Source organism: Pseudoalteromonas sp. QJM3NY_12, assembly GCF_056173165.1.
Window position 1 is genome coordinate 987,194 of record NZ_CM149661.1, and the last position, 25,774, is coordinate 1,012,967.

At 40.6% G+C, this 25,774-nt stretch carries 23 protein-coding genes; 8 read left to right on the plus strand and 15 right to left on the minus strand.

Translation table 11 applies throughout. The features are described 5' to 3' along the window. Positions 1–35 precede the first annotated feature (35 nt). On the plus strand, positions 36–2,162 hold the full coding sequence (locus AC0VZ5_RS04635) for a TonB-dependent receptor (protein ID WP_475474466.1): 2,127 nt from the start codon (positions 36–38) through the stop codon (positions 2,160–2,162). A gap of 105 nt (positions 2,163–2,267) precedes the next feature. Here the strand turns inward: AC0VZ5_RS04635 and AC0VZ5_RS04640 are convergent, their stop codons facing one another. Then, positions 2,268–3,185 carry a hypothetical protein gene (locus AC0VZ5_RS04640; protein ID WP_475474467.1) on the minus strand — a complete coding sequence of 306 codons (918 nt, stop codon included), beginning with the start codon at positions 3,183–3,185 and terminating at the stop codon, positions 2,268–2,270. A 221-nt stretch (positions 3,186–3,406) separates the two neighbouring features. Beyond that, positions 3,407–4,285 (minus strand): LysR family transcriptional regulator, encoded by an 879-nt coding sequence (locus AC0VZ5_RS04645; protein WP_475474468.1) that lies wholly within the window; start codon positions 4,283–4,285, stop codon positions 3,407–3,409. A gap of 108 nt (positions 4,286–4,393) precedes the next feature. On the opposite strand from AC0VZ5_RS04645, the gene AC0VZ5_RS04650 reads away from it, so the two are divergent. Next, positions 4,394–5,374 carry a TDT family transporter gene (locus tag AC0VZ5_RS04650; RefSeq protein ID WP_475474469.1) on the plus strand — a complete coding sequence of 327 codons (981 nt, stop codon included), beginning with the start codon at positions 4,394–4,396 and terminating at the stop codon, positions 5,372–5,374. A 3-nt stretch (positions 5,375–5,377) separates the two neighbouring features. Here the strand turns inward: AC0VZ5_RS04650 and AC0VZ5_RS04655 are convergent, their stop codons facing one another. Further along, complete coding sequence (locus AC0VZ5_RS04655) at positions 5,378–5,560, minus strand: DUF2986 domain-containing protein (RefSeq protein ID WP_178955460.1); 183 nt, start codon at positions 5,558–5,560, stop codon at positions 5,378–5,380. Positions 5,561–5,722: 162 nt separating this feature from the next. Between AC0VZ5_RS04655 and AC0VZ5_RS04660 the strand changes: the two genes are divergently transcribed. Then, positions 5,723–7,210, plus strand: coding sequence for a dipeptidase (locus AC0VZ5_RS04660; protein ID WP_198522284.1), 1,488 nt, complete (start codon positions 5,723–5,725; stop codon positions 7,208–7,210). 61 nt (positions 7,211–7,271) lie between these two features. Here AC0VZ5_RS04660 and AC0VZ5_RS04665 read toward each other — a convergent pair whose 3' ends face one another. The 4 genes from AC0VZ5_RS04665 to AC0VZ5_RS04680 form a co-directional block, all read right to left on the minus strand. Then, positions 7,272–8,033 carry an EAL domain-containing protein gene (locus tag AC0VZ5_RS04665; protein WP_178955464.1) on the minus strand — a complete coding sequence of 254 codons (762 nt, stop codon included), beginning with the start codon at positions 8,031–8,033 and terminating at the stop codon, positions 7,272–7,274. A gap of 205 nt (positions 8,034–8,238) precedes the next feature. Continuing rightward, positions 8,239–8,667 (minus strand): OsmC family protein, encoded by a 429-nt coding sequence (locus AC0VZ5_RS04670; protein ID WP_475474750.1) that lies wholly within the window; start codon positions 8,665–8,667, stop codon positions 8,239–8,241. A gap of 389 nt (positions 8,668–9,056) precedes the next feature. Continuing rightward, on the minus strand, positions 9,057–9,191 hold the full coding sequence (locus AC0VZ5_RS04675) for a DUF2256 domain-containing protein (protein WP_409424932.1): 135 nt from the start codon (positions 9,189–9,191) through the stop codon (positions 9,057–9,059). Positions 9,192–9,193: 2 nt separating this feature from the next. Continuing rightward, the gene (locus AC0VZ5_RS04680; RefSeq protein WP_475474470.1) at positions 9,194–10,702 is read right to left on the minus strand and encodes a cryptochrome/deoxyribodipyrimidine photo-lyase family protein; all 1,509 of its coding nucleotides are present in this window, start codon (positions 10,700–10,702) and stop codon (positions 9,194–9,196) included. A 104-nt stretch (positions 10,703–10,806) separates the two neighbouring features. On the opposite strand from AC0VZ5_RS04680, the gene AC0VZ5_RS04685 reads away from it, so the two are divergent. After that, the gene (locus AC0VZ5_RS04685; RefSeq protein WP_475474471.1) at positions 10,807–11,415 is read left to right on the plus strand and encodes a flavin reductase family protein; all 609 of its coding nucleotides are present in this window, start codon (positions 10,807–10,809) and stop codon (positions 11,413–11,415) included. 41 nt (positions 11,416–11,456) lie between these two features. Here AC0VZ5_RS04685 and AC0VZ5_RS04690 read toward each other — a convergent pair whose 3' ends face one another. The 4 genes from AC0VZ5_RS04690 to AC0VZ5_RS04705 form a co-directional block, all read right to left on the minus strand. After that, positions 11,457–12,758 (minus strand): MFS transporter, encoded by a 1,302-nt coding sequence (locus tag AC0VZ5_RS04690; protein ID WP_475474472.1) that lies wholly within the window; start codon positions 12,756–12,758, stop codon positions 11,457–11,459. Between the two features lie 173 nt (positions 12,759–12,931). Then, the gene (yghU, locus tag AC0VZ5_RS04695; protein ID WP_475474473.1) at positions 12,932–13,774 is read right to left on the minus strand and encodes a glutathione-dependent disulfide-bond oxidoreductase; all 843 of its coding nucleotides are present in this window, start codon (positions 13,772–13,774) and stop codon (positions 12,932–12,934) included. Positions 13,775–13,791: 17 nt separating this feature from the next. Continuing rightward, entirely contained in the window at positions 13,792–14,397 is a 606-nt protein-coding gene (locus AC0VZ5_RS04700) for a rhomboid family intramembrane serine protease (RefSeq protein WP_475474474.1), read from the minus strand. 113 nt (positions 14,398–14,510) lie between these two features. Then, positions 14,511–15,194: a type 1 glutamine amidotransferase domain-containing protein gene (locus AC0VZ5_RS04705; RefSeq protein ID WP_008108786.1), complete on the minus strand. Its 684-nt coding sequence runs from the start codon at positions 15,192–15,194 to the stop codon at positions 14,511–14,513. A gap of 154 nt (positions 15,195–15,348) precedes the next feature. On the opposite strand from AC0VZ5_RS04705, the gene AC0VZ5_RS04710 reads away from it, so the two are divergent. Next, positions 15,349–16,269, plus strand: a complete 921-nt coding sequence (locus tag AC0VZ5_RS04710) for a LysR family transcriptional regulator (protein WP_010391235.1) — start codon at positions 15,349–15,351, stop codon at positions 16,267–16,269. Here the strand turns inward: AC0VZ5_RS04710 and AC0VZ5_RS04715 are convergent. The 4 genes from AC0VZ5_RS04715 to AC0VZ5_RS04730 all read right to left on the minus strand — a co-directional run bounded on the left by AC0VZ5_RS04715 (position 16,249) and on the right by AC0VZ5_RS04730 (position 21,545). Beyond that, positions 16,249–16,998: a dienelactone hydrolase family protein gene (locus AC0VZ5_RS04715; protein WP_055011695.1), complete on the minus strand. Its 750-nt coding sequence runs from the start codon at positions 16,996–16,998 to the stop codon at positions 16,249–16,251. The two genes, AC0VZ5_RS04710 and AC0VZ5_RS04715, sit on opposite strands and share 21 nt — an antisense overlap. 61 nt (positions 16,999–17,059) lie before the next feature. Continuing rightward, a complete protein-coding gene (locus AC0VZ5_RS04720) occupies positions 17,060–18,385 on the minus strand; it encodes a glycerophosphodiester phosphodiesterase family protein (RefSeq protein WP_475474475.1) in 1,326 nt (441 codons plus the stop codon). A 69-nt stretch (positions 18,386–18,454) separates the two neighbouring features. Continuing rightward, complete coding sequence (locus tag AC0VZ5_RS04725) at positions 18,455–19,300, minus strand: carboxylate/amino acid/amine transporter (protein ID WP_171039108.1); 846 nt, start codon at positions 19,298–19,300, stop codon at positions 18,455–18,457. A 109-nt stretch (positions 19,301–19,409) separates the two neighbouring features. Next, positions 19,410–21,545, minus strand: coding sequence for a M3 family metallopeptidase (locus tag AC0VZ5_RS04730; protein WP_475474476.1), 2,136 nt, complete (start codon positions 21,543–21,545; stop codon positions 19,410–19,412). A 289-nt stretch (positions 21,546–21,834) separates the two neighbouring features. On the opposite strand from AC0VZ5_RS04730, the gene AC0VZ5_RS04735 reads away from it, so the two are divergent. From AC0VZ5_RS04735 to AC0VZ5_RS04745, 3 genes are all read left to right on the plus strand, one after another. After that, positions 21,835–22,707, plus strand: coding sequence for a mechanosensitive ion channel family protein (locus tag AC0VZ5_RS04735; RefSeq protein WP_178955497.1), 873 nt, complete (start codon positions 21,835–21,837; stop codon positions 22,705–22,707). Between the two features lie 348 nt (positions 22,708–23,055). Further along, complete coding sequence (locus AC0VZ5_RS04740) at positions 23,056–25,344, plus strand: TonB-dependent receptor (RefSeq protein WP_178955499.1); 2,289 nt, start codon at positions 23,056–23,058, stop codon at positions 25,342–25,344. 115 nt (positions 25,345–25,459) lie between these two features. Then, positions 25,460–25,759 (plus strand): hypothetical protein, encoded by a 300-nt coding sequence (locus AC0VZ5_RS04745; protein ID WP_008109576.1) that lies wholly within the window; start codon positions 25,460–25,462, stop codon positions 25,757–25,759. Positions 25,760–25,774 lie beyond the last annotated feature (15 nt).

Sequence of the window (25,774 nt, forward strand, 5' to 3'; positions counted from 1 at the left end):
TAATTTACCCACAAAAATTTTGTGGTAAATCAATAATGACTGATAAAAAAAATTCTTTAACCCCTTATTTATTATCCCCTTTAGCGCTTGTTATAAGTAGCGTATTATCGCCAGTTGCTTTTGCAGATGACACCTCAATTGAAGTGATTGAAGTGCACGGCCAAGCACAAAATAAACATCTATCATTAGGCTCATCTGAATCGTTATTAACCGATTTAGGAGTGGACTTTTCTGCCGCTGGTGGCATGGCCAATTTACCTGTTTTAAATGGTTTAATGGGCGATAGAGTGGCGGTACTGGTTGATGGGGCGCAAATCACCGCCGCCTGTGCTAACCAAATGAACCCGCCACTGTCATATATTTCAGCCAATCAAATTAGCAGCTACAAAGTGGTTGCAGGTGTTTCTCCAGTAAGCGCGGGAGGCGATAATATTGCGGGTGTGATTGCTGTTAATTCTATTTCACCTCAGTACAGTGAAAAAAGCGAACTTTCATGGCATTCAGGTTATGTGTCAGCCCAGTACAACACCCTTGATAACGCTAAAAAGGTCGGCGCAGGTATGCGCATTGCCAGCAATGTACTTAGTTTTAATTATCAAGGTGCGTTCAGCGATGCTAACAGTTATGAAGATGGTAACGGCGATTTAGTGCTCGATACCCTATACCGCGCGCAAAACCATAGTTTAAGTGCTGCTATGCGAGATGAAAAGCAACAATTAGTGGTTAAGCTAAGCCATCAAAAAATACCCTATCAAGGCTTTGCTAATCAATATATGGATATGACAGATAACACCAGCTATAGCGCAGTGGCCCAGTATCAGCGTGCTTTTACAAACAGTGAGCTTGAAGCGCAATTTAATTGGCATAACGTAAAGCATCAAATGGGTTTTTTTAGCGCAGAAAAACCCGGAAAAATGCCAATGAAAACCGATGCTGAAGATATAAGCACCCAGTTAAAATGGCGACTAGCGCTTGATAACAACAGCCAGTTACTACTCGCGCAAGAATATCACCACATGAAATTAGATGACTGGTGGCCTGCAGTTGAGGGCTCAATGATGATGGGACCAAATGACTATAAAAATATTAATAATGGCCGGCGTCAGCGTATTGCTTTGCTTGGAGAATATGAAAGCCAACTAAATACTCGCTGGTGGTTAAATGCAGGCATTCGATTTGAAAATGTAATGACCAACACTGATGATGTGCAAGCATATAATGCAGGCATGGCTGCAATGAATGCAATGGCCATAGCGATGCCAAGTGATGCAATGGCCGCTAAAAAGTTTAATAACCAAAGTAAAAAACAAACAGATAATTTAGTTGATGCAAACGTGCTGATTAATTATCAACTAAGCAATAACGACGAATTACAAATTGGCTTAGCCCGTAAAAATCGTGCGCCTAATTTATACGAACGCTACAGCTGGGGCGTAGGTAATATGGCCACCACCATGATTGGATGGTACGGCGATGGCAACGGCTATATTGGTAATATAAACCTTAAACCAGAAACCGCACACACGCTTAGCAGCACGTACACCCGCATGGCAAAAGATGACAGCTGGCGTATAAGTGCTAACGCTTGGGTGAGCGACGTGAATGACTATATTGATGCCAACATAGTAAGAAGCTTTAACCGCACAGCGCTTGCTGCCAATACCCGTAATGTACTTATGTTTAATAACGTAGATGCCAGGCTTTATGGTGTAAAGCTAGATGCGGTTTTAGCACTACACGAGTCTGAGCAGTATGGTAGCTGGTCGTTAAAAGGTAATGTTACCAACACCCGTGGTAAACGCGATGATACCAATCAGCCGCTTTATCAAATTAAGCCGCTGCAAACCCAATTTGCCATTAACCAGCAAGTTGGCCGTTTTGAAAACGCACTCACGTGGCAGTGGGTCGATAGTAAAACTCGCGTAGATAGTAACCGCCTAGAAAACCAAACTGAGCAGTATCATTTACTTAATTTAAGCTCAAAAGCCAGTTGGGATGCACTTACCGTGAGTGTTGATATTACCAATCTGCTTGATGAGTATTATCAATTACCACTTGGTGGCGTAAGTATTGCTGAGTTTAAACAAGATATGTCGCAGGGCTTTAACCAATTGGCAGGGCAGGGTCGCTCTATTAATTTAGCCATGAGTTACGCGTTTTAAGATAAGAGAGCAAGTGAGTATCAGCCGTCAGATTCGATTTTAGGTTAAACTGGATCTGACGGTTGTTGTGTATTTATTGCGTTGAAAGTGCATGTAATGAGGCTATTAATCTTCACTAAAAACCTGTTCTATTTCTTCTTCCGTTAACTCGATTGGTATAATTCTTAGAAGGCCATTCACTATTGATGGCTCGAAAAACTCTTTCAATCGATCAGAGTTTCTTTGATTCCTACGATAATCAGAATTATCTCCATCGATATCAACAAGTAAAAGGTTTAAGTGTGCATTTGCATTTTTTACCTTGTTGTAAAGGTAGATTTTATTAAGCATCAGATACACCCGTTCGCGCATCATAATCGATGAAGCTCTCGATACCTTTACCTCAATAAATATTTCACTTTCTCCAGTGTTTATATATCCATCATAGATTGGCTGAATATTACTAACAGCATCAATTCCACTAAATTGTGTTACAAGTTTTGCTTCTTTAATAAGATCATAATCAGTTAAATTGCGCTTCTTTAGAAATCTAGAAAATGCTAATTCTTCTATACGTTGATGATTAATCCTCCTTCTTACTGGCCTTGATTGATCTGTAGTCTCTTCGTTTTCTTCTGTCCTTTTCTTCGTAATTTCATCATCAGTTGCTTTTTCAACTCCCATTTTTTTAGCTAAATCATCGGGGAACCCAATAATGTTAGTGCTGGACTGATTTTGGGAGATTGACGTGACTACGTTTACCAGCTCTCTTCTAAGCTCTGTATTTTCTGAGTTTAAGTTATTAATTGATGCTTCTTTTTTCTTTATTTCTCTCGACATCGTCAGCATTTTTCCGACACTGAAATTATCGAAACTTTCACTCAGAACTATGACGACTAAAAGGATGATCAGTGTAATAATTCCATTCGATATAGAGCCTTTAGGATCAAGAGCCAAAAAGCTATAAGAAACAATCCAAACAATAAAGCCAGATAATCCAATAATTAGGGCTCTTACGAAGTAGTTTTTTTTCTCGTCGTTCATGAAATGTTCCATTTAGGCTTATAAATTTTAGTATTTATGTGAAGTTCAAATTAAGGAAGCTATCCATAACCCTAATTTTTTCACTAATTTATTTATCATTAGCAATAACTTACCAAGGATCTAATGTATTGGCAATTTATAAGGATGGCCTAAAAATTGAGTTGGTTCACACGAGCCATGCTGCTAAATATAATTAAACAAAAAACATTATAAAGAGTTAGCTAATGCTGAGCACAAAAATCTATAAACTGCGTTAGCAGCGGATTTTTGTATTTGTCTTTATGCATCACTAACCAAAACTGTCTTTGCATGGGGTGGTTTAAGTTAAGCTGCGTAACGCGGCCATCTTTTAAAGCGTACTGTGCCGCGAGTGACGATAAACATCCCAGCCCTAACCCTTCAGCAACGCTGTTGATCAATGCCTCTGTGGTATTGAGTTCAAAACTTTGGCTCCAATTATCGATATGCGTAGCAAGGTTTTGTAAAAAGAATGAGCGTGAGCCAGAGCCGGCCTCTCTTAATACCCATTGACTGTTTGCTAAGTCATTAAAACTAAGCTGTGGTTTTGCAGCTAAAGGGTGGGATTGCGGCGCAATAATGCACATGGTGTCTTGACTAAACACGGTTGAGACTAAGTCGCTTTGCTGGGCTTGGCCTTCTATTAGTGCAATGTCGAGCTCAAAATCGCGCAGTTTTTGGCAAATAAGCTCAGAATTTGAAATAAAAACTTGCTGTGAATAATGCTGCTGTTGTTGGCGAAATCCACTGAGTATAGAAGGCAAAACATGATTACCAATGGTATCGCTGGCACCTATTTTTAACGTGCCACTGGCTTTTGCGTGGGGCGAAAAAAGCGTATTAATATCATTTGCTCTGTGCAGTAATTCATCTGCAAGAGGCAGTAATTTTTGCCCTTCTTGATTTAATAATATCCGATTATTTACACGATCAAATAATGGATGGCCTAACTGCTTTTCAAGTTCGCTAAGCGCCATACTCACCGCCGCTTTAGATAGAAACAATGATTCAGACGCTGCTGTAAGGGTGCTGTGCTGGGTTATGCCGACAAATACTTTAAGTTGCTTAAGTGAAATATTCATTATGCTATGTTTAGTTTACCTGAACCTGTGTTCTATATAATTAGATTTAACTTAACAAAATGCAAGCGTAAACTTCTCTGTAAGTTACAACCACAGGGTGGAATAGAGATGTTTAAACATATAAAAACAAAGGTATCTGGTGCACCAACACCAATGGGCGGTTTGGCATTAGGTATTGCCAGCCTAGGTTGGGCTTGGGAGAGTATGTTTAACCTAAATGGCGTAGCACAATATACCGGTGCCGCTATTGCGAGCGTATTATTGCTATTGTTAACACTTAAGTTTTTATTACATCCTCAGCTGCTTAAAGCCGATTTAGCCCATCCGGTTGTGGGAAGTGTGGTGCCTACTTTTGCTATGGCTACTTTAGTGGTGTCTAATTCTTTAGGGCAGTTTTACTCCCTTGCGGGAGATATGCTATGGGTTGGTGCATTTTTATTGCATGTGGTGTTTTTAATCAGCTTTATTGCTCATCGCGTGATTGAATTTAAAATTGAGCATATGGTGCCAAGCTGGTTTGTACCGCCGGTTGGGATCATTGTTGCCGATGTCGCGTTTTCAGGGAATCCGGCTCTGCTATTTTTAGCACAAGGGGCGCTTTATTTTGGCATGCTTATGTATGCAGTTATGTTGCCTATGATGATTTACCGGATCAATTTTGCTGCGCACATTCCTGATGCTGCACAACCTACACTGGCTATTTTAGCGGCGCCAGCAAGTTTATCGTTAGCTGGTTACTTTACAGTTATCAGCGAGCCGTCACCGGTTATTATTGGCTTGTTATTTGGAATTGCGGTACTGATGACCTTTATAATTTACGTCGCATTTTTTAAATTACTGCGCCGTCCATTTTGCCCAGGTTACGCTGCCTTTACTTTCCCTATGGTTATTGGTGCTACCGCGTTATTTAAACTCGCCGCATGGATGCATACAGTGGGAATTGATTTGCAGTTTGTTAAGCAAATACAGTATTTAGCAACGTTTGAATTGATTGTGGCAAGTGGGGTAGTTTGCTATGTGGCGGTTCGTTATTTGGCTCACTTTAAGCTTTTTAACACTCAATTTAAGCCTCTCACCCTATCGCAATAACGATTAAGCGCTTGTTTGCACTACCTCGGTAGCACCGTGCTCAATTGCTTGTTCGGCATCTTGCTCAGCAAGCTTTGCGCGCTCTGCTTTTGAAACATAAGTCGGTTTGTTGCTTTTATGCAGCTTGGCATTAGCGCGCTTATCTTTCTTTTGAAACTTAGTAACGATTTTTTTTCTGCGATTCATGATTAACCCCGTAATTTTGAGCTGCGCATTATACAGGCATCTTGTTCAAAGCTGTTAGATAAATTATAAGCTTTGCTTGTGGGTCTGCCGCAAAGCGCTGTTTGTTACTTTACAAGGAGGTTATAATTAGAGCTCTTTGTTGTTAATTAAATGGAATCTGTTTTGAACAAGCTAGCTTTAGCAAGTATTGCCTTATGTGCATTTAGCGCTCATGCACAATTAAATAAACACAGTGAAAGCGTGGCCGATTACGCAGTTAATAACTATCAAAATGCACAGGTGCATACGCTTACTAATTTAGTATCGTTTCCTACGGTTAATAAAAGTGAGATCAGCGCACCACAAAACCCCGACTTTATAGGCTTTAAAGCATTATTAAAAATGAAAGCCGCTGAACTGGGCTTTGACTACCAAGATTTAGGCTATACCGTACTCATAGGCATGGGTGAGCAAAAAGAAAAAGTAACCATAGTGACTCACGGCGATGTACAACCAGCAAACGCCAGTAAATGGAAACAAAGCCCATTTATTATTGATACCTCAGAGCCGGGTAAATTAGTTGGCCGAGGTACCGAAGACGATAAAGGCGCTATAGCTACCGCTTTATATGCGATGAAAGCCATAAAAGATAAAGGCATAACCCTTGATAACCGCATTGAGCTGATGGTTTATTTGGCCGAGGAATCTGATTGGGGGCCTTTAACCGAATTTATGAAAACCTATGAGCAACCAAAGTATGCAGTCACAATTGACGCCTCATATCCCGTGGTGGTTGCTGAAAAAGGCTGGAGCTTAATTGCGCCAACATTTGATGCAACATCACCACAAACCGATGTGTATGTAAGCAATGTAACGGGTGGTGCCTTTGCTAGCCAAATCCCTGAAGATGCCAGCTTAACTTTGCATAATGCGAGTACTGAATTAGTAGCTCAAATAAAACAAACAGCTAAGGCACTTAAGAGAGTCGAGTTTACCTTTGATGATCAAATAGATGGGACCTTAATTAGTGTTAAAGGCATGTCGGCTCACTCATCTGAGCCAGAGTCAGGTGTTAACGCCATTGCTTATTTGGCTGAACTATTTAAAGCTGTTGAGATTGAAAACAACAGCGACGGTCAGCTCATTAAATTTGTAAATCAGCTAATTGGCCTAGATATTTACGGCAAACAATTTGGTGATATTGCGTATAAGCATGACTTTATGGGGCCAATGACGGTAGCGCCCACAGTTATTGAACGAGACGGTAATAACCTAACGTTAGCGGTTAATGCTCGTCGTCCTATGGGTAAAGAGGCTGACTTACTAGAGCAGCAAATTAATAGTGCGCTTACCCAATGGCAAGCTGATAATAAAGTAACATTAGCTAATGTTAAAACCACCATTGGCACACCTATGCTGCTTGATGACGCACCTCATGCACAAAAGTTACTTGATATTTTTAAACATTTTACTGGTGATCAAGGCGCAGATTTTGTCTCTATTGGAGGTGGTACTAACGCTAAATTATTTGATAATGCCGTATCGTTTGGCCCATCAATGCCGGGTAAACGCTATACAGGTCACTCAGAGCATGAATTTATTACGCTTGAGCAACTAGCACTTAATTTACGTATGTACACCGCAATGATGATAGAGCTGGGTAATATGTAATTAACCAATAGCAAAAACTAAAAAACCGCCTTGATGGCGGTTTTTTTATAACAACTAAATGTTATTGAAAATTAACGTCTGGTAAGCACTCAAACCCAGGTTTTGCAAACAAGTAGCCTTGCATTAATTCAATGCCGACACTTTTTAGCCAGTGATATTCTTCAACTGTTTCAATACCCTCAGCTAACGCCATTACGTTTAGCTCTTTGAACATATTTAAGCAGTTACGCACAATAGTTTGGCGTTTTGTGTCTTTGTCGATATCGCGTATAAGTGCCATATCGAGTTTAATAATATCTGTTTGAAAGTCAGCTAGTAAGTTTAATCCAGAATAGCCTGAGCCAAAGTCATCTGTGGCTGTTTTAAAGCCTAATTCTTGGTAGTAGCTTACAACCCGCTCAACATGGCTGCTGTCTTCTATTTTTTCAACTTCAGTAAATTCAAACATAATATTAGTTGTAGGGAAGTTGTACTTTTTAGCCGCTTCTAGGGTAGTGCGAATACAGCGCTCAGGCTTATAAATAGCGTTGGGTAAAAAGTTAATGCTTAGCATGGTGTTTATGCCTAGCTTAGAGGCAAGTGCAATAGCTTTAATTCTACATAATTGGTCAAAGGTGTAGCGGTTGTCGTCGTTTACTTGGGAAATAATAGAGAAAGCCGACTCGTTGTTTAAACCACGAACCAATGCTTCATAGCCATAAATAGTGTTGCTCTGGCAATTTATAATAGGCTGAAACGCCATGGTAAAGTCAAAGTCTAGTTCGCTAGAATCAGCGCAGTTGCTACAAGATACTTTTTCGCAACTTTGTGATTTTTCGTTCATGCATCCACCTTTGTATTTAACCAACACTAAAAGATGGTTAAGTTTTTTATAATCCTAACAAAGTATTGAGATTTTACATAATTATATTAGTAAACATTAATATAACTCATAATAAAGTTTTTATTTAATTCATGAAAAATTAGCAGTAAGGTTATGCTAAAACATAATCTTACTGCTACGCAAAAAGTATAATTGGTTTACAAAATTAGTTAAGTGTTGCCGTTAGCTTTATGCTGGTATTGAGTAGTTTTGAAATCGGGCAGCCTTTTTTGGTGTCTTCACACAGGGCTTGAAATTGCTCATTGGAAATATCAGTAATTTTTGCATTAACTACCAATTCGATTTCACTCACCGCAAAGCCATCGTCTACTTCATCTAAGCTTACTGTGACTTTGGTGCTTATATCGTCAGCAGTAAAACCCGCATCTCCTAACGCTAGCGATAACGCCATGCTAAAGCAAGCACTGTGGGCTGCACCAACTAGCTCCTCTGGGTTAGAGCCGGGCTTATCTTCAAAGCGAGTATTAAACCCATACGGCTGGTTATCGAGAGCACCGCTTTGAGTTGATATAGTGCCTTTACCACTTTTAATATCGCCAGACCAATTTGAGCTTGCCGTTTTTTTAATTGTCATCATGTTCTCCTTGTTGCGATTTGGGTCTGTTTACCTTTCAAGGTTAAATTTGCAGCAGTCTGTTTGGTATTTAGGCAAGGCAGAGCCTATGTGGTGTGGTTATTCCCCATAAATAGGCGATAACGCTGCATTAATGCCAAACAGAAGCTGCCCGAAGGTTCTGCCTAGGGGCAATTAACTCTTTGTTGCTCGGTTTTTACTTAGCCCACTAGGTTACAAACCTCGCGCCGCGATTAAATTGCCCCTAGTTAGAACAAATATTAATCCGCAAAGGTCAACAGACCCTAATGTAAATTTTTCAGCATTGATATCGGTTGTATGTAAATTAATCCGATAATTGCTGAAAAATGTATGCATTAACATGGAGAATGCAAGATAAACGCCAATCTCTATTTGCTACGTTTACATCGCTGTGAACAATAAATAACGTTATCCCAGTCTCGTTGCCATTTTTTTCTCCATACAAAAGGCTTGTTACACACAGGGCATATTTTTTCAGGTAGGGTTAGTTTTTTATGTGCCATAGTTATTTGCCTGACTGCTTTTTGGATTTACGTACCGAGGGAGTGATGGCTACATGTTTTTTTAGTATGGCATGAATAGCACGTTTAACATCGCTACGCTCTCGGTATTGCCACAATCGCTCGCGTGCCTCTTTAGATGCTCGAGTTAAATCAAGCATCGGCTCTGGGTAATCTTCACCAAGTTTAAAGTCGTTAAATAGCGCTTCCATAGGCGTTTGCTGCCAGGGTTGATGTAAATATTCAATGGGGAGCTTTTCAAGTTCGGGGCACCATTTTTTTATAAATGCGCCGGTTGGGTCTTGATCTTCAGATTGTTTAATGGGGTTGTAATGGCGAATAGTATTAATGCCAGTAACCGATGCCTGCATTTGTATTTGCGGATAATGAATACCTGGCTCAAAGTCTAAAAAGTAATTAGCCAGCGGAAAACTTGCCTGTTGCCAGCTGATGTTTAAATGATGGGTTACAAAGCTCACCAGCATAGCGCGCATTCTAAAATTAATATAACCGGTGGCTTTTAAACAGCGCATGCAGGCATCAATAATAGGAATACCGGTTTGCCCCTGTGCCCAGCGTTCAATATCGCTAGTAACCTTAGCGTCATCACGATACGGAAATGCATGGTAACCCGGATTTAAGGCTTTAAATTCCATACTGCATTCGCTTTCAAACTTTTGCATAAAATGGCAATGCCAATGCAGGCGAGATACAAACGCAGCAAGCGGACGCTTCCAGCCTTTTTTATCGGGATGGGTTGAATGGTATGCGTCTATCGCCATTTGATACACCTGCCTAAGACTAATATTGCCCCAGGCTAAATAGGGCGAAAGCCTAGAGCAATGCGTGCGGCTCAAGCTCGGGCTAGAGATCCCTTTTTGATAGCCTTTACCGCGCTCGACAAAAAAACTGTGCATAACATCGCGGGCAAGTCGCGGCCCTCCATATTGAAAGTTGTCATCGTCAGCTGTGTAACTGTCTGGTAATTCTGGCGATTGGTAGTGTGTGAGTGTCACTGTTTTAATGTGTTTCCAATCTGGGATGGCAATTGGCGCTTGCATTGTTTGTTGCCAGCATTCATTCCAATTATTGCGATTTTTTTTACCCCGAATGACAGCCCCCGTTGGCGACTCTAACCAGTTAATCTGATTATGTTGGCACCATGCTTTAATCGCTTTATCGCGCTCAAATGTATTATTTAAGCCGATTTCTTGGTGACTAAAGAGATTAATTATTTCAAACTGGGTGTGTAGCTCTTCAAGCAACGACTGCATATTTTGTTTAAATATGTACACGCAGCTATTAAAGCGATCAAGTTGTTGGTTTAAATCACATAGTGACTGATACACAAAGCGCCAATGTCGCTCGTTATAATGAGCATCTTCGAGTAACAGCGGCTCAAAGTTGTACAGCAATAATGTTGGAAGCCCATTGCTAAACGCATGTTTAAGCGGTTGATGATCGCTTAAGCGTAAATCGCGTTTAAACCAGACAATGTTTATTTTTTGGCGCATGAAATTAAACTATTTGCTAACGGTGTAGTATTAATGAAGATCCAATCTATAAGTACGTATTGCCTAGTACTAGGGTTTAGTTTTTAACTTAAAAGTGAGAAATAATGTTTTTAGATTTAATTCAAAACAACAACCGCTCTGTTTATAGCTACTTAGTTGGCGGTATTAGTCCACGACCGATTGCATGGATAAGCACCCTAAGTAATGAGGGGGTAAGCAATATTGCACCTTACTCTTTTTTTACCGTAGCAAGTTGTCAGCCTGCAGTGCTAAGTGTTACTCAAGTTAACCCCAGCGATAAAGCCAATAAAGATACACTGACAAATTTACTAGCCACCAAAGAATGTGTGGTTAATATTGTTAGTCATGCCTTAGTAGAGCAAATGAATCAAAGCTGCGCTAATTACCCTAATAATGTCAGCGAGTTTGATGAGGCCAACATAGAGACAGTCCCAAGCCAGTTAGTTAATCCGCCAAGTGTTACAGCTTCAAAAGTACGCTATGAATGTAAGCTTCGAGAAGTGATCACTATTTCAGATGAACCAAGCGGTGGCAAAATGATGCTCTTAGATGTAGTGGGAATTTTTATAGATGACGCCACGTTGGTAAATGGCTACATAGATCCGACACGTTTAGATGCAGTAGGTAAAATGGGCGGCGATTACTTTAGCACCACCAAAGATAAGTTTGTATTAAAACGCCCACAACTTTAAAGGTTAGCGCTTTAATTACATTAGGTTAAACAGCACGCTATTTACTCTGTTTTTGGTAAAAACAGTGCACTAATTGCACCCAAAAACCCTAATCCGCTGTAAAGCAAAATAAGCTCTGCGGTTGATAAAAACGATTCTAATAAGCCTATGCTGCCCAACATCAGTAATAAAACCCCAATAACGGTATTACTAACCGACACATAATCGGTGCGTTTGTTACCCTCTGCTATATCGACGAGGTACGTTTTTCGCCCTAAGCGTACTCCTTGGTGCGCAACTGAGAGTAAAAAGTACAAAATAGGCATAGCCCACCAATTTAGTAGCAACTCGTTATACCAAGTTGCAATAACAAATACAGCCAGCCCATTAATGGTAACCAAAGTGGCACTGAGTACTAGCACTCGCTGGCTAGATAAGTCGCTTAAGCGTCCCCAAATCGGCGCTGAGACTAAGCTTGCAAAGCCGGAAACGGCAATAAAGGTGGCAAGTAAAGAAAATTCAAACGACTGTTTACTGGCTAAAATAATATAAAATGGAGCGCTCAATGCTGAACAAAGCAGTAGGGCACGTGTAATAACAAAATGCGCAAATTGCTTATCTTGGTACAAAATTTTTAACTTTGAAAACGCATGCAATAGACCATTATTTGCCCCTTCGGTAGCGCCACTATATTCGTTAATTTGTGCGTAAAAAAACGCGGCAATCAGCCACATTAATGCACCCAGTAGTAAAGCGATGATCACAATGTCTTGATCTTTTTGCTGTGAAAAAAACCACATCATGAGACCAAACGTTAAGGTGGCAAAACCGGCAATACTCGCAGCAAGCCCGCTAATATTACCGCGTTGCTGTTTAGGAATAACTTTGCCCAGCACATCTTTTGCGGCTACAGAGTTAAACCCTCTGGCAAGGCTAAATAGAATTAATAAGCCAATAATGGCGTAGCCTGCTTGTGCGCCTTTGAGGATAAACGCCACCGCAACCATGGCTAAAATACAACCTGATTGCACTATTGCACCTATTACCCATACCCATTTACGAATGGGGAGTTTGCGAATAACGTTAGCAATAGCGAGTTGGGGCAGTAATGAGCCCGACTCTCTGATTGGCACTAACCAAGCAATAAAACTCGCGGGCACATTTAAGCTTTGCATTAACCAGGGTAGGGTTATTTTTGGATTAAGCAGTGCATCGGCAAACTTACTAAAAAGCTGGCTAATGAGTAAAATAATAAAATTACCGGGTACTTGCTGACAGGCATTATCGTCGATGGCCTTGCAGGCTCGGGCGTCTTCTTCATTGTTTAAACGTTTATAGATTTGTTCTTTTGTCAGTTTTTTCACAATTAATAACTACGCTATCAGTGTAAATATTTAGATATATTAAGATGGTATGCTTAACTTTTCTACTTTTAGGGTTAAAAAGTCATGTTACCTGCTAAGAATGAAGGAGCCCCTAATAAACACAAAAAAATCAGCTAAGCGCTGATTTTTTTATTTTTTACTAAACTGGAGCTTTATTCAAAATCACGAGCACTGTGGCGCTCTGCGAGTTGTTCCTCTTCTGCTCCCCAAGTACGGTTAACGCGACGGCCTCGTTTTACGCCTGGACGCGCTGCTATTTGCTTAGCCCAACGGAGCACATGGGTATAAGATGCAACATCTAAAAACTCGGCGGCGTCGTATAAGTCGCCTAATACCAGTGAGCCATACCAAGGCCATATGGCAATGTCGGCAATGGAATATTCACTGCCTGCCATGTATTCGTTGTCACTTAAATGGCGGTTTAGTACATCTAGCTGACGCTTAGTTTCCATGGTGAAACGGTCAATCGGGTATTGCATTTTGGTTGGCGCATAGCTGTAAAAGTGACCAAAGCCGCCACCTAAATAAGGCGCCGATCCCATTTGCCAAAACAGCCAATTACGACATTGTGTTTTAGCTTGAAAATCATTAGGAATAAGCGCATCAAACTTTTCGCCAAGGTATTGTAAAATAGCGCCTGATTCGAATACAGGGGTTGCTGGTGTTGTAGAGTGATCCATCAACGCAGGTATTTTTGAGTTTGGGTTTATATCAACAAAATCAGAGCCAAACTGGTCGCCTTCACCAATATTAATTAAATAAGCATCGTACTCAGCCTCAGTAATACCAAGCTCTAAAAGCTCTTCAAACATAATACTGACTTTTTGCCCGTTGGGGGTCGCTAATGAGTAAAGCTGAAATGGATGTTTGCCAATAGGCAGTGTTTTATCGTGAGTTGCTCCTGCAATTGGGCGGTTAATGTTTGCAAATTTACCGCCACTTTCATTGTCCCATGTCCATACTTTTGCTGGGGTGTAGTCGTTGTTATCACTCATAAATAGCCTCTAATAGTTTAAACGTACGTATTTGCTTTGCCCGTTGTTGCTTTTAATTTATCTGCTTTTGCTAATTTATACCCTAAAAAGAATCCACTTAGTGCGCCAAACAGATGGCTTTCAAACGAGATGTGCAACCGCTGTGGTAACACGCCCCAAATAAAGCCACTGTATAAAAAGGCCACCACCACGGCTATAAAAATAGATTTAAAAGAACGTCTTACAATGCCATAGCATAAAATAAATCCCCATAACCCATAAATAACGCCACTTAAGCCGACATGAATATTGCCACGAGCAAACATCCATACCAGTAATCCACCGACTAATGCGGTGAATATAAATACACTATAAAAACGCTTTACGCTGTATTGGCAAATTAACCAGCTTAAAACAATGAAGGGCAGCATATTACTAGCAAAATGCCACCAGCTACCGTGTAAAAAGGGAGCGCAAAGAATACCAATCAGCCCTTGAATGCTGCGTGGGTAAATACCTAAACCATTTAAACTAATGCCTGGCAGGCTATTAATTAGTTGCAACACAAAACAAATAGTCACAATGCTTATAATGGCAAAACGGGTGCTGCTAAGTAACGACAAGGTGGATGGTTTATTTTGCATACGGTGCCCTTATTTATATTAAGAGTGGCCAGTATAGGAATAGTGGTGAGTAATGAAAAGCAAATTAAAAAGCACAGCGATTAAACTGTGCTTTTTATACTGATTAATTGTAATTAACCAAGCTTGGTAAGTAATTTTTTAGCTGCTAGCTCAGAGCTTGCTGGGTTTTGACCGGTGATCACTAAACCGTCTTCAAGCGCAAGAACGCCCCAGTCGTCGGTTTTTTGATAGTCACCACCTTTTTTGATCAGCTCGTCTTCGACTAAAAATGGCACTACATCTGTTAATTGTACAGCGGCTTCTTCAGTGTTACTAAAGCCGGTAACTTTTTTACCCGCAACCAATGCATTGCCATCAGCATCTTTTGTATTTAAAAATGCGGCGCTCGCATGACACACTGCTGCCACTGGCTTTTGTAATTTTACAAAATCTTCGATGAGCGAGATTGAATCTGTGTTATCTACTAAATCCCATAATGGGCCATGGCCGCCTGGATAAAATACCGCATCAAAATCTGAAGCATTCAGTTCACTTAGTACTTTTGTGTTTGCCATTAATGCTTGCGCTGCACTGTCGTTGTCGTATCGCTTGGTTGCATCAGTCTGGAAGTCGGCTAGTGTACTGGTTGGGTCGATTGGTGGTTGACCACCGTTTGGTGAAGCTAGAGTGATTTCTGCGCCAGCATCTACAAATGCATAATAAGGGGCGGCGAATTCTTCTACCCAAAAACCTGTTTTTTCACCGGTATTGCCTAAATCAGCGTGTGAAGTAAGTACCATTAGTATTTTCTTAGCCATTATTTTTTCCTTCTGATGATTTAAAATTGTAATCTTTGCTTAGCAATTACTATATGCACTAACCCAACCTTAAACAACGATGATAAATTTAACTTTATTGATTTAATAATTGATACAATCGGAGGGTTGAAGTTAAAACCGCACTGGAGCGTCCATGAAAGTTTCGTTTGAACAATTAAAAAGTATGGTGGTGTTTGCACAAATAGTTGAGCAGGGCAGTTTAACTGCAGCGGCAAAGCAACTAGGGTTAACACGGGCGGTAGCCAGTTATCATTTAAAAAAATTAGAAACGCAACTTGAAGTAACCTTACTTAATCGTTCAACACGGACCATGGCGCTTACTGAAGCCGGTATGGCTTACTATGAGCGTTGCCGCGTTATTACCGAGCAGGCTAATGCTGCCAATCAACAAATAGAAAATATAAAAAGTGAGCCCCAAGGATTATTAAAAATTAGTTGCCCGGTTAATGTGGGGATGCAATTAATAGTGCCTGCAATTAATACCTTTAAGCGCCAATACCCCAAAATTGATATAGATTTACAGCTAACTGATGATGTGGTGGATATTATTAAACACGGATTTGATTTTGCAATTAGGGGGGTTGCGTTGCGCGATTCAAACCTACAGGCAACCAAGTTAACCACTATGAGTACTTGTATTTGTGGCGCGCCTAATTATTTTGCACATTATGGTAAGCCCACTACGCCCGATGAATTAGCACAGCACCAATGGGTGGTTTATCAGTTAGGGAGCAAAATCTTGACCTTGCAAAAAGATGGTAAAAAAGTCGACATTACCATGCAAGGATCGCTCAGTACCAATAATGCCGCTGCACGGACTGCATTTGTAGAGGCAGGACATGGCATAGGGCGTATACCGCTATACGATGCATGGCCAAAAGTACAAGCGGGTTTATTGCAAATTATAATGGACGACTACAAAAGCAAAGATATTGAATTGTATGGAGTTTTCCCGCCAGGGGCGACGGGGTCTAAAAAGTTACGTTTGTTTGTTGATTATTTAAAAGCGTACTTTGTAAAACAGCATACGGCATTAGGTATGCGTAAGGGCTAGCGCTCGGTTAAATAAGGCAACAGCCTGTTGATACATTGCTATGGCGAGAGCTGCATCGTAGCGCTCGCCTTCATCACGCATAAAGGCATGTTGCGCGTTAACTTCTTGCCATTGGTAATTTATGCCAGTGCGAACAGCTTGCTGATATATTTTGTCTCGGCCATCTTGTGGTACATGAGGGTCTTGTTTACCCCATATAAAATGAATTTCACCGAGTATGTCGGCCATGCGTTCAAATGAGTTATTACCGGGTTGTGCGGGCAGTGTATTACTGTGTATATCGGTGGCGTATAAACAAAACGCGGCTTTTATAAGTGGGTTTAAAGCGGCTCTGTAAGCTAAATGTCCACCAATACATACACCCATAGCTCCCACGTTTCCTGAACAATAACTTTGTCGTTTTACAAACTCGATAAGGCTTTGTGTGTCGCTATCATGATGCTCTAAAGGTTTAGCCCATTTATCGTTATTACCTTTATCTTTACCTTCGTCATCATAAGCCAGCACAGTTCCGATAGGGTTAAGCTCATGAAACACTTCTGGCACAAGTACCACAAAACCATGACTGGCTAAAATAGCTGCACTGCGGGCAATAGGTGCCGTTTGCTGGAAAATTTCAGAATAAAAAATAATGGCAGGGTATTGCCCCGATGTTTGTGGGCGGTAAATAGTGGTTCGCATTAACCCTGTAGGCGTTGGTAAGTCAGCGTTATGGTGTTGAATGATCATAAAAGCGCTCAGTAAAATAAATATAATAGCTGAGCGCGGTCAAATAAACACGCCCTAAAGTTTAAATACTTGCAGGCATTTTATTGCAACTTGCGTAATAGCTAACCGTAGCTGGCCAATCAGAAAATATACCGATTACACCAACCTCTTTTGCAAGCACATCAACCACGGTCATCATGTCACCATCGTTATCTATAACATCACTAATTGACTGGTAATAGTATCCGCCTCCATTATTCAGCGGCCCTGAACGTTCAAGACTCCATGCAATAATATTAAGCCCTGCGGCTTTAGCATCAATAGCGTACTGTGATGGCACGATATTACTTTCATTATCTATGGTTAATAGCATCCAAATGGGTGGAGCAATAATTTTAACACCGTCATTAAAAAGCGAAGCCATACTAGGTTGCCATGTGTCGGGGTTGTTAGGATCAAACCCTGCATCGCTGTCTCGGCCATCTAAATACACACTTTGCGCTGCAAATTCAGGGTTAGTATTAATCCAATATTGTACGTCAGCTAAATTAAATGATTGCGGAAAAACATGCGAAGCGGGTACCTCCATTTGCGTGTATTCATCTAGCATTTTTTGTGCGTATTGCGTTTGGGTCATACCGTTAAAGGGCATACTCACTTGAGGTGATTTAAGCTCTGGGGTCATTTTTACTCCGAGCTGTTTAAATAGTGCAATACTTTGTTTATGGGTCATGAGAGTACCTGAGGTGGCGTATAAGTCAGTGCGCCAACTTGGTGTACCTTTCATGTAATCGCTAACATTAGTGGCAGTGGTGTTTGCGCCATCCATTTTACCCTCAAGGGTTAAAAACTCTGCCAAGCTAATATCGCTGGTACAACATTTAGCTGAAGCAGGCGTGCCACTGTTAGAGTTTGCTGGAGTAAATGGCTCACTGCATTTAGCCGCAAGTTCTGGAATAGCTAAAATGTTAGTGGTGGTGTGCAAGTCGCACTGAGAATGGCGGCATACTAGCTCTTTATCATTTGTAAAGGTTACATCGCATTCGACAATACCGGCGCCCATACGAGCAGCCGCTATGTAAGACTCTTTTGTGTGCTCTGGGTATTGCATGGGGGCACCACGGTGACCAATTGAAAAATCAGTACGATAAAAAGGGCCTTCTTTACACGATTCTAATTGTGTTTTTAGTGCGCTGTCAGCCATATCGTCAATTAAGTAGTCGGGGCGAGTACCTAGTTGCGTATTGATGCCTTGAGCTACTTCAACAATAACAGGGGTAGGTACTTCAACAATTTCAACGTCAGTGTTGGTAACAACCACTTCTTTTTCGACTATTTTTACATCGTCATCACAGCCAGCGAGTGAGCTTAATAATAAAAAAGTTGTTAGAAAAGGTATGCGCTTCATTATTTGTCCTTAAAAATAAAAGTGGACGCTACCTTACTAATTATTAATGACAATTTCACTACAGAGTGATTAATTTGCTGATTTAGCCATTATTTGGTTTACCACTAAGGCAGACAGCATCACTCCCGCGCCAATACTTAATCTAAGTAGGTCTGCGTCTCTATTCCAAATAAGTACATTAACAATAATACCGGCAGGAATAAGCAAGTTGTTCATCACCGCCAGCGCGCCAACATTAACAAGCGTCGCGCCTTTATTCCACATAAAGTAGCCTAAACCGGAGGCCACAATGCCTAAATAAATCAGTATGCCCCATTGAGTTGAGGTACTTGGTAATTTGTTAAGATCACCAAATAAGGCGTAACAGGCGCTTGCAACAATTAGTGCGCCAATAAAAAACCAACCAAATACGGTTTTATCATCGAGTTGTTTATTAAGCATTAATCGTTTGTAGGTTACTTGGCCGATAGCAAAACTAATATTAGCGCCTTGAACCAGTAGTAATCCGACTAAAAAGTTACTGTCTAAGTTTTCATAACGAATGGTAATAGCTCCTAACACGGCAATAAACGCGACGATAAAAAACTGCGGATTAAACTGTTTATTTAGCGCATCGTTTAAAAGCGTAATGTAAAGCGGGGTCATTACAGTAAATAACAGCACTTCTGGCACACTTAAAAACAAAAATGAGTGGTAATAAAAGCCATACATAACCCCCAGTTGCAGTGCGCCTATCAGCATGAGTTTAAACGCAAGTGGGGTAGGGATTTTCTTTAAAAAAGGCAAAAATACTAACGCTGCCAAAGCCACACGAATTAGCACACTAAACCACGCATCAACTTGGCCTGCTAAATACACACCAATTAAACTAAACGAAAACGCCCATAGAAGGGTAACTGCAAATAAATAGCCCATAACACTCATCTTGTCTTAAGTAATGGTGTCAGTTTATCTGTTATATATTGTTCTATAAACAATAAAAGCCCGCAAGCGGGCTTTTATATCAGTTGATTAAAAATATTAATTAATCAACTAAACCACGGCGCTTAAGCAATGCATCAGTCGTTGGTTTTTGGCCTCTGAACTCAATGTAGCTTTGCATTAAGTCACGGCTGTTACCTTTTGATAGGATCTCTTTACGGAACTTATCGCCATTTTCGCGCGTTAAGCCACCATTGTTTTCCATATGAGCAAAGGCATCAGCGGCAAATACTTCAGTCCATAGGTAAGCGTAGTAACCTGCTGAGTAACCACCTGCAAAGGTATGGCTAAAGTAGTTTGATTTGTAACGAGGTGGTACAGGGTAGTAATCGATACCGTGTGCCTTTAGTGCTTCGCTTTCAAACTGTTGTACATCAGTTACTTTTTTATCAGAACCAAATGAGTGCCATTCCATATCTAGTAGTGCTGCAGCTAAATATTCAGTGGTACCAAAACCTTGGTTGAACTTTTGCGACTCAAGTACTTTATCAAGTAGTGCTTGAGGAATTGGCTCGCCTGTTTTGTAATGCTTAGCGTAGTTAGCTAATACACTTGGCTCAATCATCCAGTCTTCGTGTGCTTGTGATGGAAATTCAACAAAATCACGCGCTGTAGCAGTGCCTGCTAGGCTTGGGTATTTAACGTCAGAGAATAAACCGTGTGCTGCATGACCAAACTCATGGAACATAGTCGACACTTCGTCAAACGTCATTAGTGTTGGCTCGCCTGCTGCTGGCTTTGGAATGTTTTGCGCATTATAAATAACAGGTTTTGTGCCTTTTAAGCCGCTTTGGCTTACGTATGCACTCATCCATGCACCGCCACGCTTACCTTCACGTGCATATGGGTCCATGTAAAATAAGCCTATTGCGCTGCCATCAGCATTAAATACTTCAAACGCCATGACGTCTTCGTGATAAAGCGGTAGGTCTTTACGCTCTTTGAATGTAATGCCGTAAAGTTTTTCCATTGCAAAGAATAAACCGTTATGAATAACCGACTGCATTTCAAAGTAAGGCTTAACTAAGGCTGGATCTAGGTCGTATTTTTCAGCACGCACTTTTTCTGCATAGAAAGACCAATCCCATGGTTTTAGTTCAAAACTTTCACCAGAATCGTTAATTACTTTTTGAATCGCTTTTGCTTCTGCTTGCGCTTTTTCAACTGCTTTTGGCGCGAGGTCATCTAAAATACCGTACACGTTATCAGTGGTTTGCGCCATGCGTGAAGTCATTACATACGAAGCCCAATCTTTAAAGCCTAACAGTTCTGCTTTTTGTGCACGTAGGTTAGTTTCTTTAATAATGATAGGGCCGTTGGTTTTAGCTGCACGGTTGGTTGATGCTTTAAAAATCTGCTCACGCAGTTCACGGTTTTCAAGGCTAGATAAAATAGGCTGTTGTGTGGTGTTCACTAGGGTGATCATGTAGCCGTCTTTGCCTGCTTTTTTAGCAGCTGCTGCAAGACCTGCAATTTCACCTTCAGATAAACCAGCTAGTTTGCTTTTATCTGTTACTAAAATGACGTCTTCTTTAAACGATTTTAATACGTTTTGAGAAAACTCCGTTGATAGTTTTGCAAGCTCAGCGTTAATTTCACGCATTTTTGCTTTTTCAGCATCGTTTAATTTAGCACCGGCTTTAACAAATTGTTTGTAGTAAAAATCAACAAGACGTTGATCTTCAGCGCTTAACTTATCTTTGTTGTCGTATACTGTTTGTACACGTTCGAATAATGCACCATTTAGGTAAATGTCATCAGAGTGTGCTGAGAACACAGGCGCCATTTTTTTATCAATGCGTTGGTACTCATCGTTAGAGATAAGACCTGATAAGTTGTAGAATGCAGCTGATGCGCGGTTTAATAGCTCACCTGCAAGTTCCATTTCTACCAAGGTATTTTCAAAAGTAGCTGGTTCTGGATTATTGGCAATTGCCAAAATTTCTGCATTATGTTGTGCAATACCTGCATCAAATGCAGCTTCGTATTCAGTAGTACCAAACTTATCAAACTCAGGAGCCATGTATTGCAATGGGCTTGGTTTAAATAATACATTGCTTGCGTTGATATCTTGCACTTGTGCTGTGCTTTGTTGTTTTGTTTCTTGGGTGCTTTCAGAAGAACAGGCAGATAATAAAAGTGCACTAGCAATCGTAGTGGCGATCAGTGTTTTACGCATAATAACTCCATAAAAAATAGTAGCCGAAATAGGCTTTTCGAGTCGAAAACCCAGTTAACTTACCAAATTTTGACTTATATACAACAAAGTTTATCGATTTAAAGCGGGATTTAAACGCAAATTAGGTGATAAAAACTCGGTATGTAAATAAAAAAGTAGAAAAATACAGCAATTATGCAATTAGCTTTAAGTTTGTTGCTGCGTATTTAAGCTAACCGCATGCTAAACTTTGGGTATTATTAGCGCATAAAAATAATCGTTTGTGTGCGACCTTACACATGGAAAATCAATGAACTTAGAACAAATTAATCACATTCTCGCCTTCGTATTGTTTAGCTACAACGACATTCACATTACCGTGGCAAAAGTAATTCAAGTGCCGCTAATTTTGTTTACTATGTGGGTTGTGGTGACTCAGATTGGCAAGTTAATTAAAAAGTCATTACTTGCACGAAAAATGAGCCCAGATGCAGTGCATTTATTCACGCGTTTTTATTTCATTTTAAGTATTGCGATTTTACTTTTTACCTCCCTTGAGGTGCTCAACATTCCATTAACCGCATTTGCCTTTGTATCGGGTGCCATTGCCATCGGTGTGGGGTTCGGTGCACAAAATATTATTAATAACTTTATTAGTGGCTGGATATTAATGTGGGAGCGGCCAATCCGTATTGGCGACTTTTTAGAGGTTGGCACTGCTAAGGGGGTGGTTGAAACCATTAATACTCGCTCTACTCGTATTCGCAGGAACGACGGTGTTCATATGCTGATACCCAATAGCCAGTTATTAGAAAACACAGTTACCAACTGGACGCTTATTGATGGTAATGCGCGCTCATCTGTGAGCGTAGGCGTAGCTTATGGCTCTGATGTGTTATTAGTTAAAAAGTTAATTCAGCAAGTATTAGATGAGCATGAGGCAATATTGGCAACGCCTCAATCAACCGTATTGTTTGATGATTTTGCAGATAGCTCGCTAGTTTTTAATGCTATTTTTTGGGTGTGCGCTGAATCAGAAACTCGATTAAGACAAGTCCGCAGTGATATTCGTTTTAGGATTTATGAAGTGTTTGACCAACATGATGTGGTGATTGCATTTCCACAGCGAGATCTTCATATTGATGGTGAAATTGTTCTTAAACGCTCATTAGTGAAAAAGTAGTATTTAAAAAAGTGTCGCGTTATTCCGCTATATTTTTTAACAACTCAATGTAAGGACATATGTCCGCTTTATGGTTGTTTAGTTGCTAAAAGTACACTAAATGTCGGGATAGTGCGGTTAAGTGTTAAAAATAAGTTTAATTTTTAGTGTTCAGTATGCAGTAAATAAATTACACCATGATATAATCTTGCGCATTCAGTCAGCCTTATTTATGCCGTTTTTGTACTCTCGGTAATAAGGTCCGCGCCGCATAGAGCAAGTCGCGAAAAATTGACTGAATCCGTAATTATTTAATTGCGCAACACATCAACCGTTGAACAAGAGTGCACTAAAAAGGTTAACCCCGACATGAAAGCAATGAAAAGATCTACGTTAGCAACCCTTATCAATGCAACGTTGTTCTCTGCCGTAGCAGGTACGTCAATTTCAGCCGTAGCTGCTGAGCAAGAAACTACTGCTAAGAAGAACCAACTAGAAGTTATTCAAGTTACTGCTCGTAAACGAGTAGAAAACGCTCAAGAAGTGCCTGTTGCTGTTTCAGCCTTGCAAGGCGATAGCTTAGATGCTTACAGCTCAGCTGGTATGGATATTCGTTTTATGAATGCGAAAATCCCAAGTTTATCTATTGAATCTTCATTTGGCCGTTCATTCCCACGCTTTTATGTACGTGGCCTTGGTAACACTGATTTCGATTTGAATGCTTCGCAACCAGTGTCGCTTGTGGTTGATGAAATTGTACAAGAAAACGCAATCTTAAAAGGTTTCCCTGTATTTGACGTAGCACGTGTTGAAGTGCTTCGTGGTCCTCAAGGTACATTATTTGGTCGTAATACACCGGCTGGCCTAGTTAAATTTGATACCGTAAAACCAAGTCAAGAATTTGAAGGCTATGGCTCTGTATCTTACGGTAGTCGTGGTGCTGTTGACTTTGAAGGCGCTGTTGGTGGTTCATTAACAGATCGTTTATCAACACGTGTTTCAGTACTTTGGCAAGATAAAGACGATTACATTGATAATCGTGCACCAGGTTTTGAGCAAAAAGATGCCTTAGGTGGTTACACTGAACAAGCAGCCCGTATTCAATTTTTATATGAAGGTGACGATTTCACTGGATTATTTAATTACCATGTTCGTGATTTAGATGGCTCTCCAATTGCCTTTCGTGCTAACACTATCAAACCTGGTACTAACGATTTAGTTGATGGTTTTGAAAATGACGTGGTGTATCACGATGCCGCATCTCGTGCGACGCAGCAAGTGGAATCGCAAGGTGCAAGCCTTAAGCTTGAGTGGGACTTAGCTAACCATACAGTAACGTCAATCTCTGGTTGGGAAAGTGCAGAAATTTACTCTCGTGCTGACATCGATGGTGGCTACGGTGGGTTCTCCATCAATGATGTTCCAGTTGCAATGGGCCCTGGTTTTATTCCTTTCTCTTCAGAAAGTGCTGATGGTATTCCAGACCAAGACCAATACACGCAAGAACTTCGCTTATCAAGCAACTTTGCTGGTGACGTAAATTACCAAGTGGGTGTTTTTTACTTCGACGAAGCATTAACAATTGAAAACTTTAGCTATGATACAGCCAATAATGGCGTATTAAACGGTTTTGTTAGTCAGCAGCAAGACACTAAAGCATGGGCTGTATTCGGCTCAGTTGATTACACTATTACTGATGATTTAAAAGTAACCGCGGGTCTTCGTTATTCAGATGATGAGAAAGAATTCTCAGCTAACCGCACGCTTAGCCCAATTGGTGGTGCAGCGACTTATATCGAAAAAAATGTTAGCGATGATCACGTAAGCTGGGATTTATCAGCTAACTACAAAATCAACGATGACGTAAACTGGTATGGCCGTATTGCTAACAGTTTCCGCGCACCAAGTCTTCAAGGTCGTATCTTATTTGGTGATGAAGTAACCGTTGCTGATTCAGAAACTGTTACCTCGTTTGAAACAGGTATTAAATCTGATGTGTTAGATGGCCAAGGCCGTGTAAATGCAACAGTATTTTATTACACTATGGATGACCAGCAGCTAACGGCAGTGGGTGGTGGTGCTAACTTTAACCGTCTATTAAATGCTGATAAAACAACCGGCTATGGTTTCGAAATTGATTCTGAGTGGGTGTTAACTGACGAATTAAATGCAACCTTCAACTTAAGCTACAACAAAACTGAGCTTAAAGATAAAGATTTAGCCGTTGCAGTGTGTGCACAGTGTACTGTTACTGATCCTACGTTCCAAGTACCAGGTGCATTTGGTCCTGAAGATCGTGCTATTTTAGATGGCAATAGCTTACCGCATGCACCAGAGTGGATCTCTAACATCACACTTCGTTACACTAAAGAACTCGCTGAAGGTGATTTCTTTGCTTACGCTGATGTGTCGTACCGCAGTGAGATTGACTTTTTCTTATATGAATCAGTTGAGTTTGAGGGTAAGCCACTGACAGAAGTAGGTTTACGTGCAGGCTATGCATGGGCGCAAGGCGATTACGAATATGAAGTATCAGCATTTGTGCGTAACATGTTTGACGAGCAGCAGACGATTGGTGGTGTTGATTTCAACAACAATACAGCCATGGTTAATGAAGAGCGTTACATTGGCGCTGAGTTTAAAGTTAACTTTTTCTAATCGATAAATTTAACGTTAAATTGTAATTATTGATAAAAGCCTGCCTAGTGCAGGCTTTTTTATTTTTGTAGAGCTGCTAAAGTAGCGCCCATATGTTTATTAAAGAGAAAAAGTAATGGCTGGATTTTGGAATTACCGTGTAATTTATTGTGAAGCAACCAAAGATGAAGCGGCGCAATATCAAATACACGAAGTGGAATATAATCTAAATGGTAAAGTAACTAACTGGTCAGAAACTGGTGCAGCACCATTTGGAACCACATTAGATGCGTTAAAAGATGATGCTGAGCGCTTAAAAACCGCCTTCGAAAAGCCGATACTTAAAGTAATGCGCAAAGCCCGAGGTTATGAGTTAGTTGATGTAGATACCGGCGAAGACGCTTATGCTGAGCCGCCAGCAGGTTTGGCTGAGTAACACAAATTATTAAAA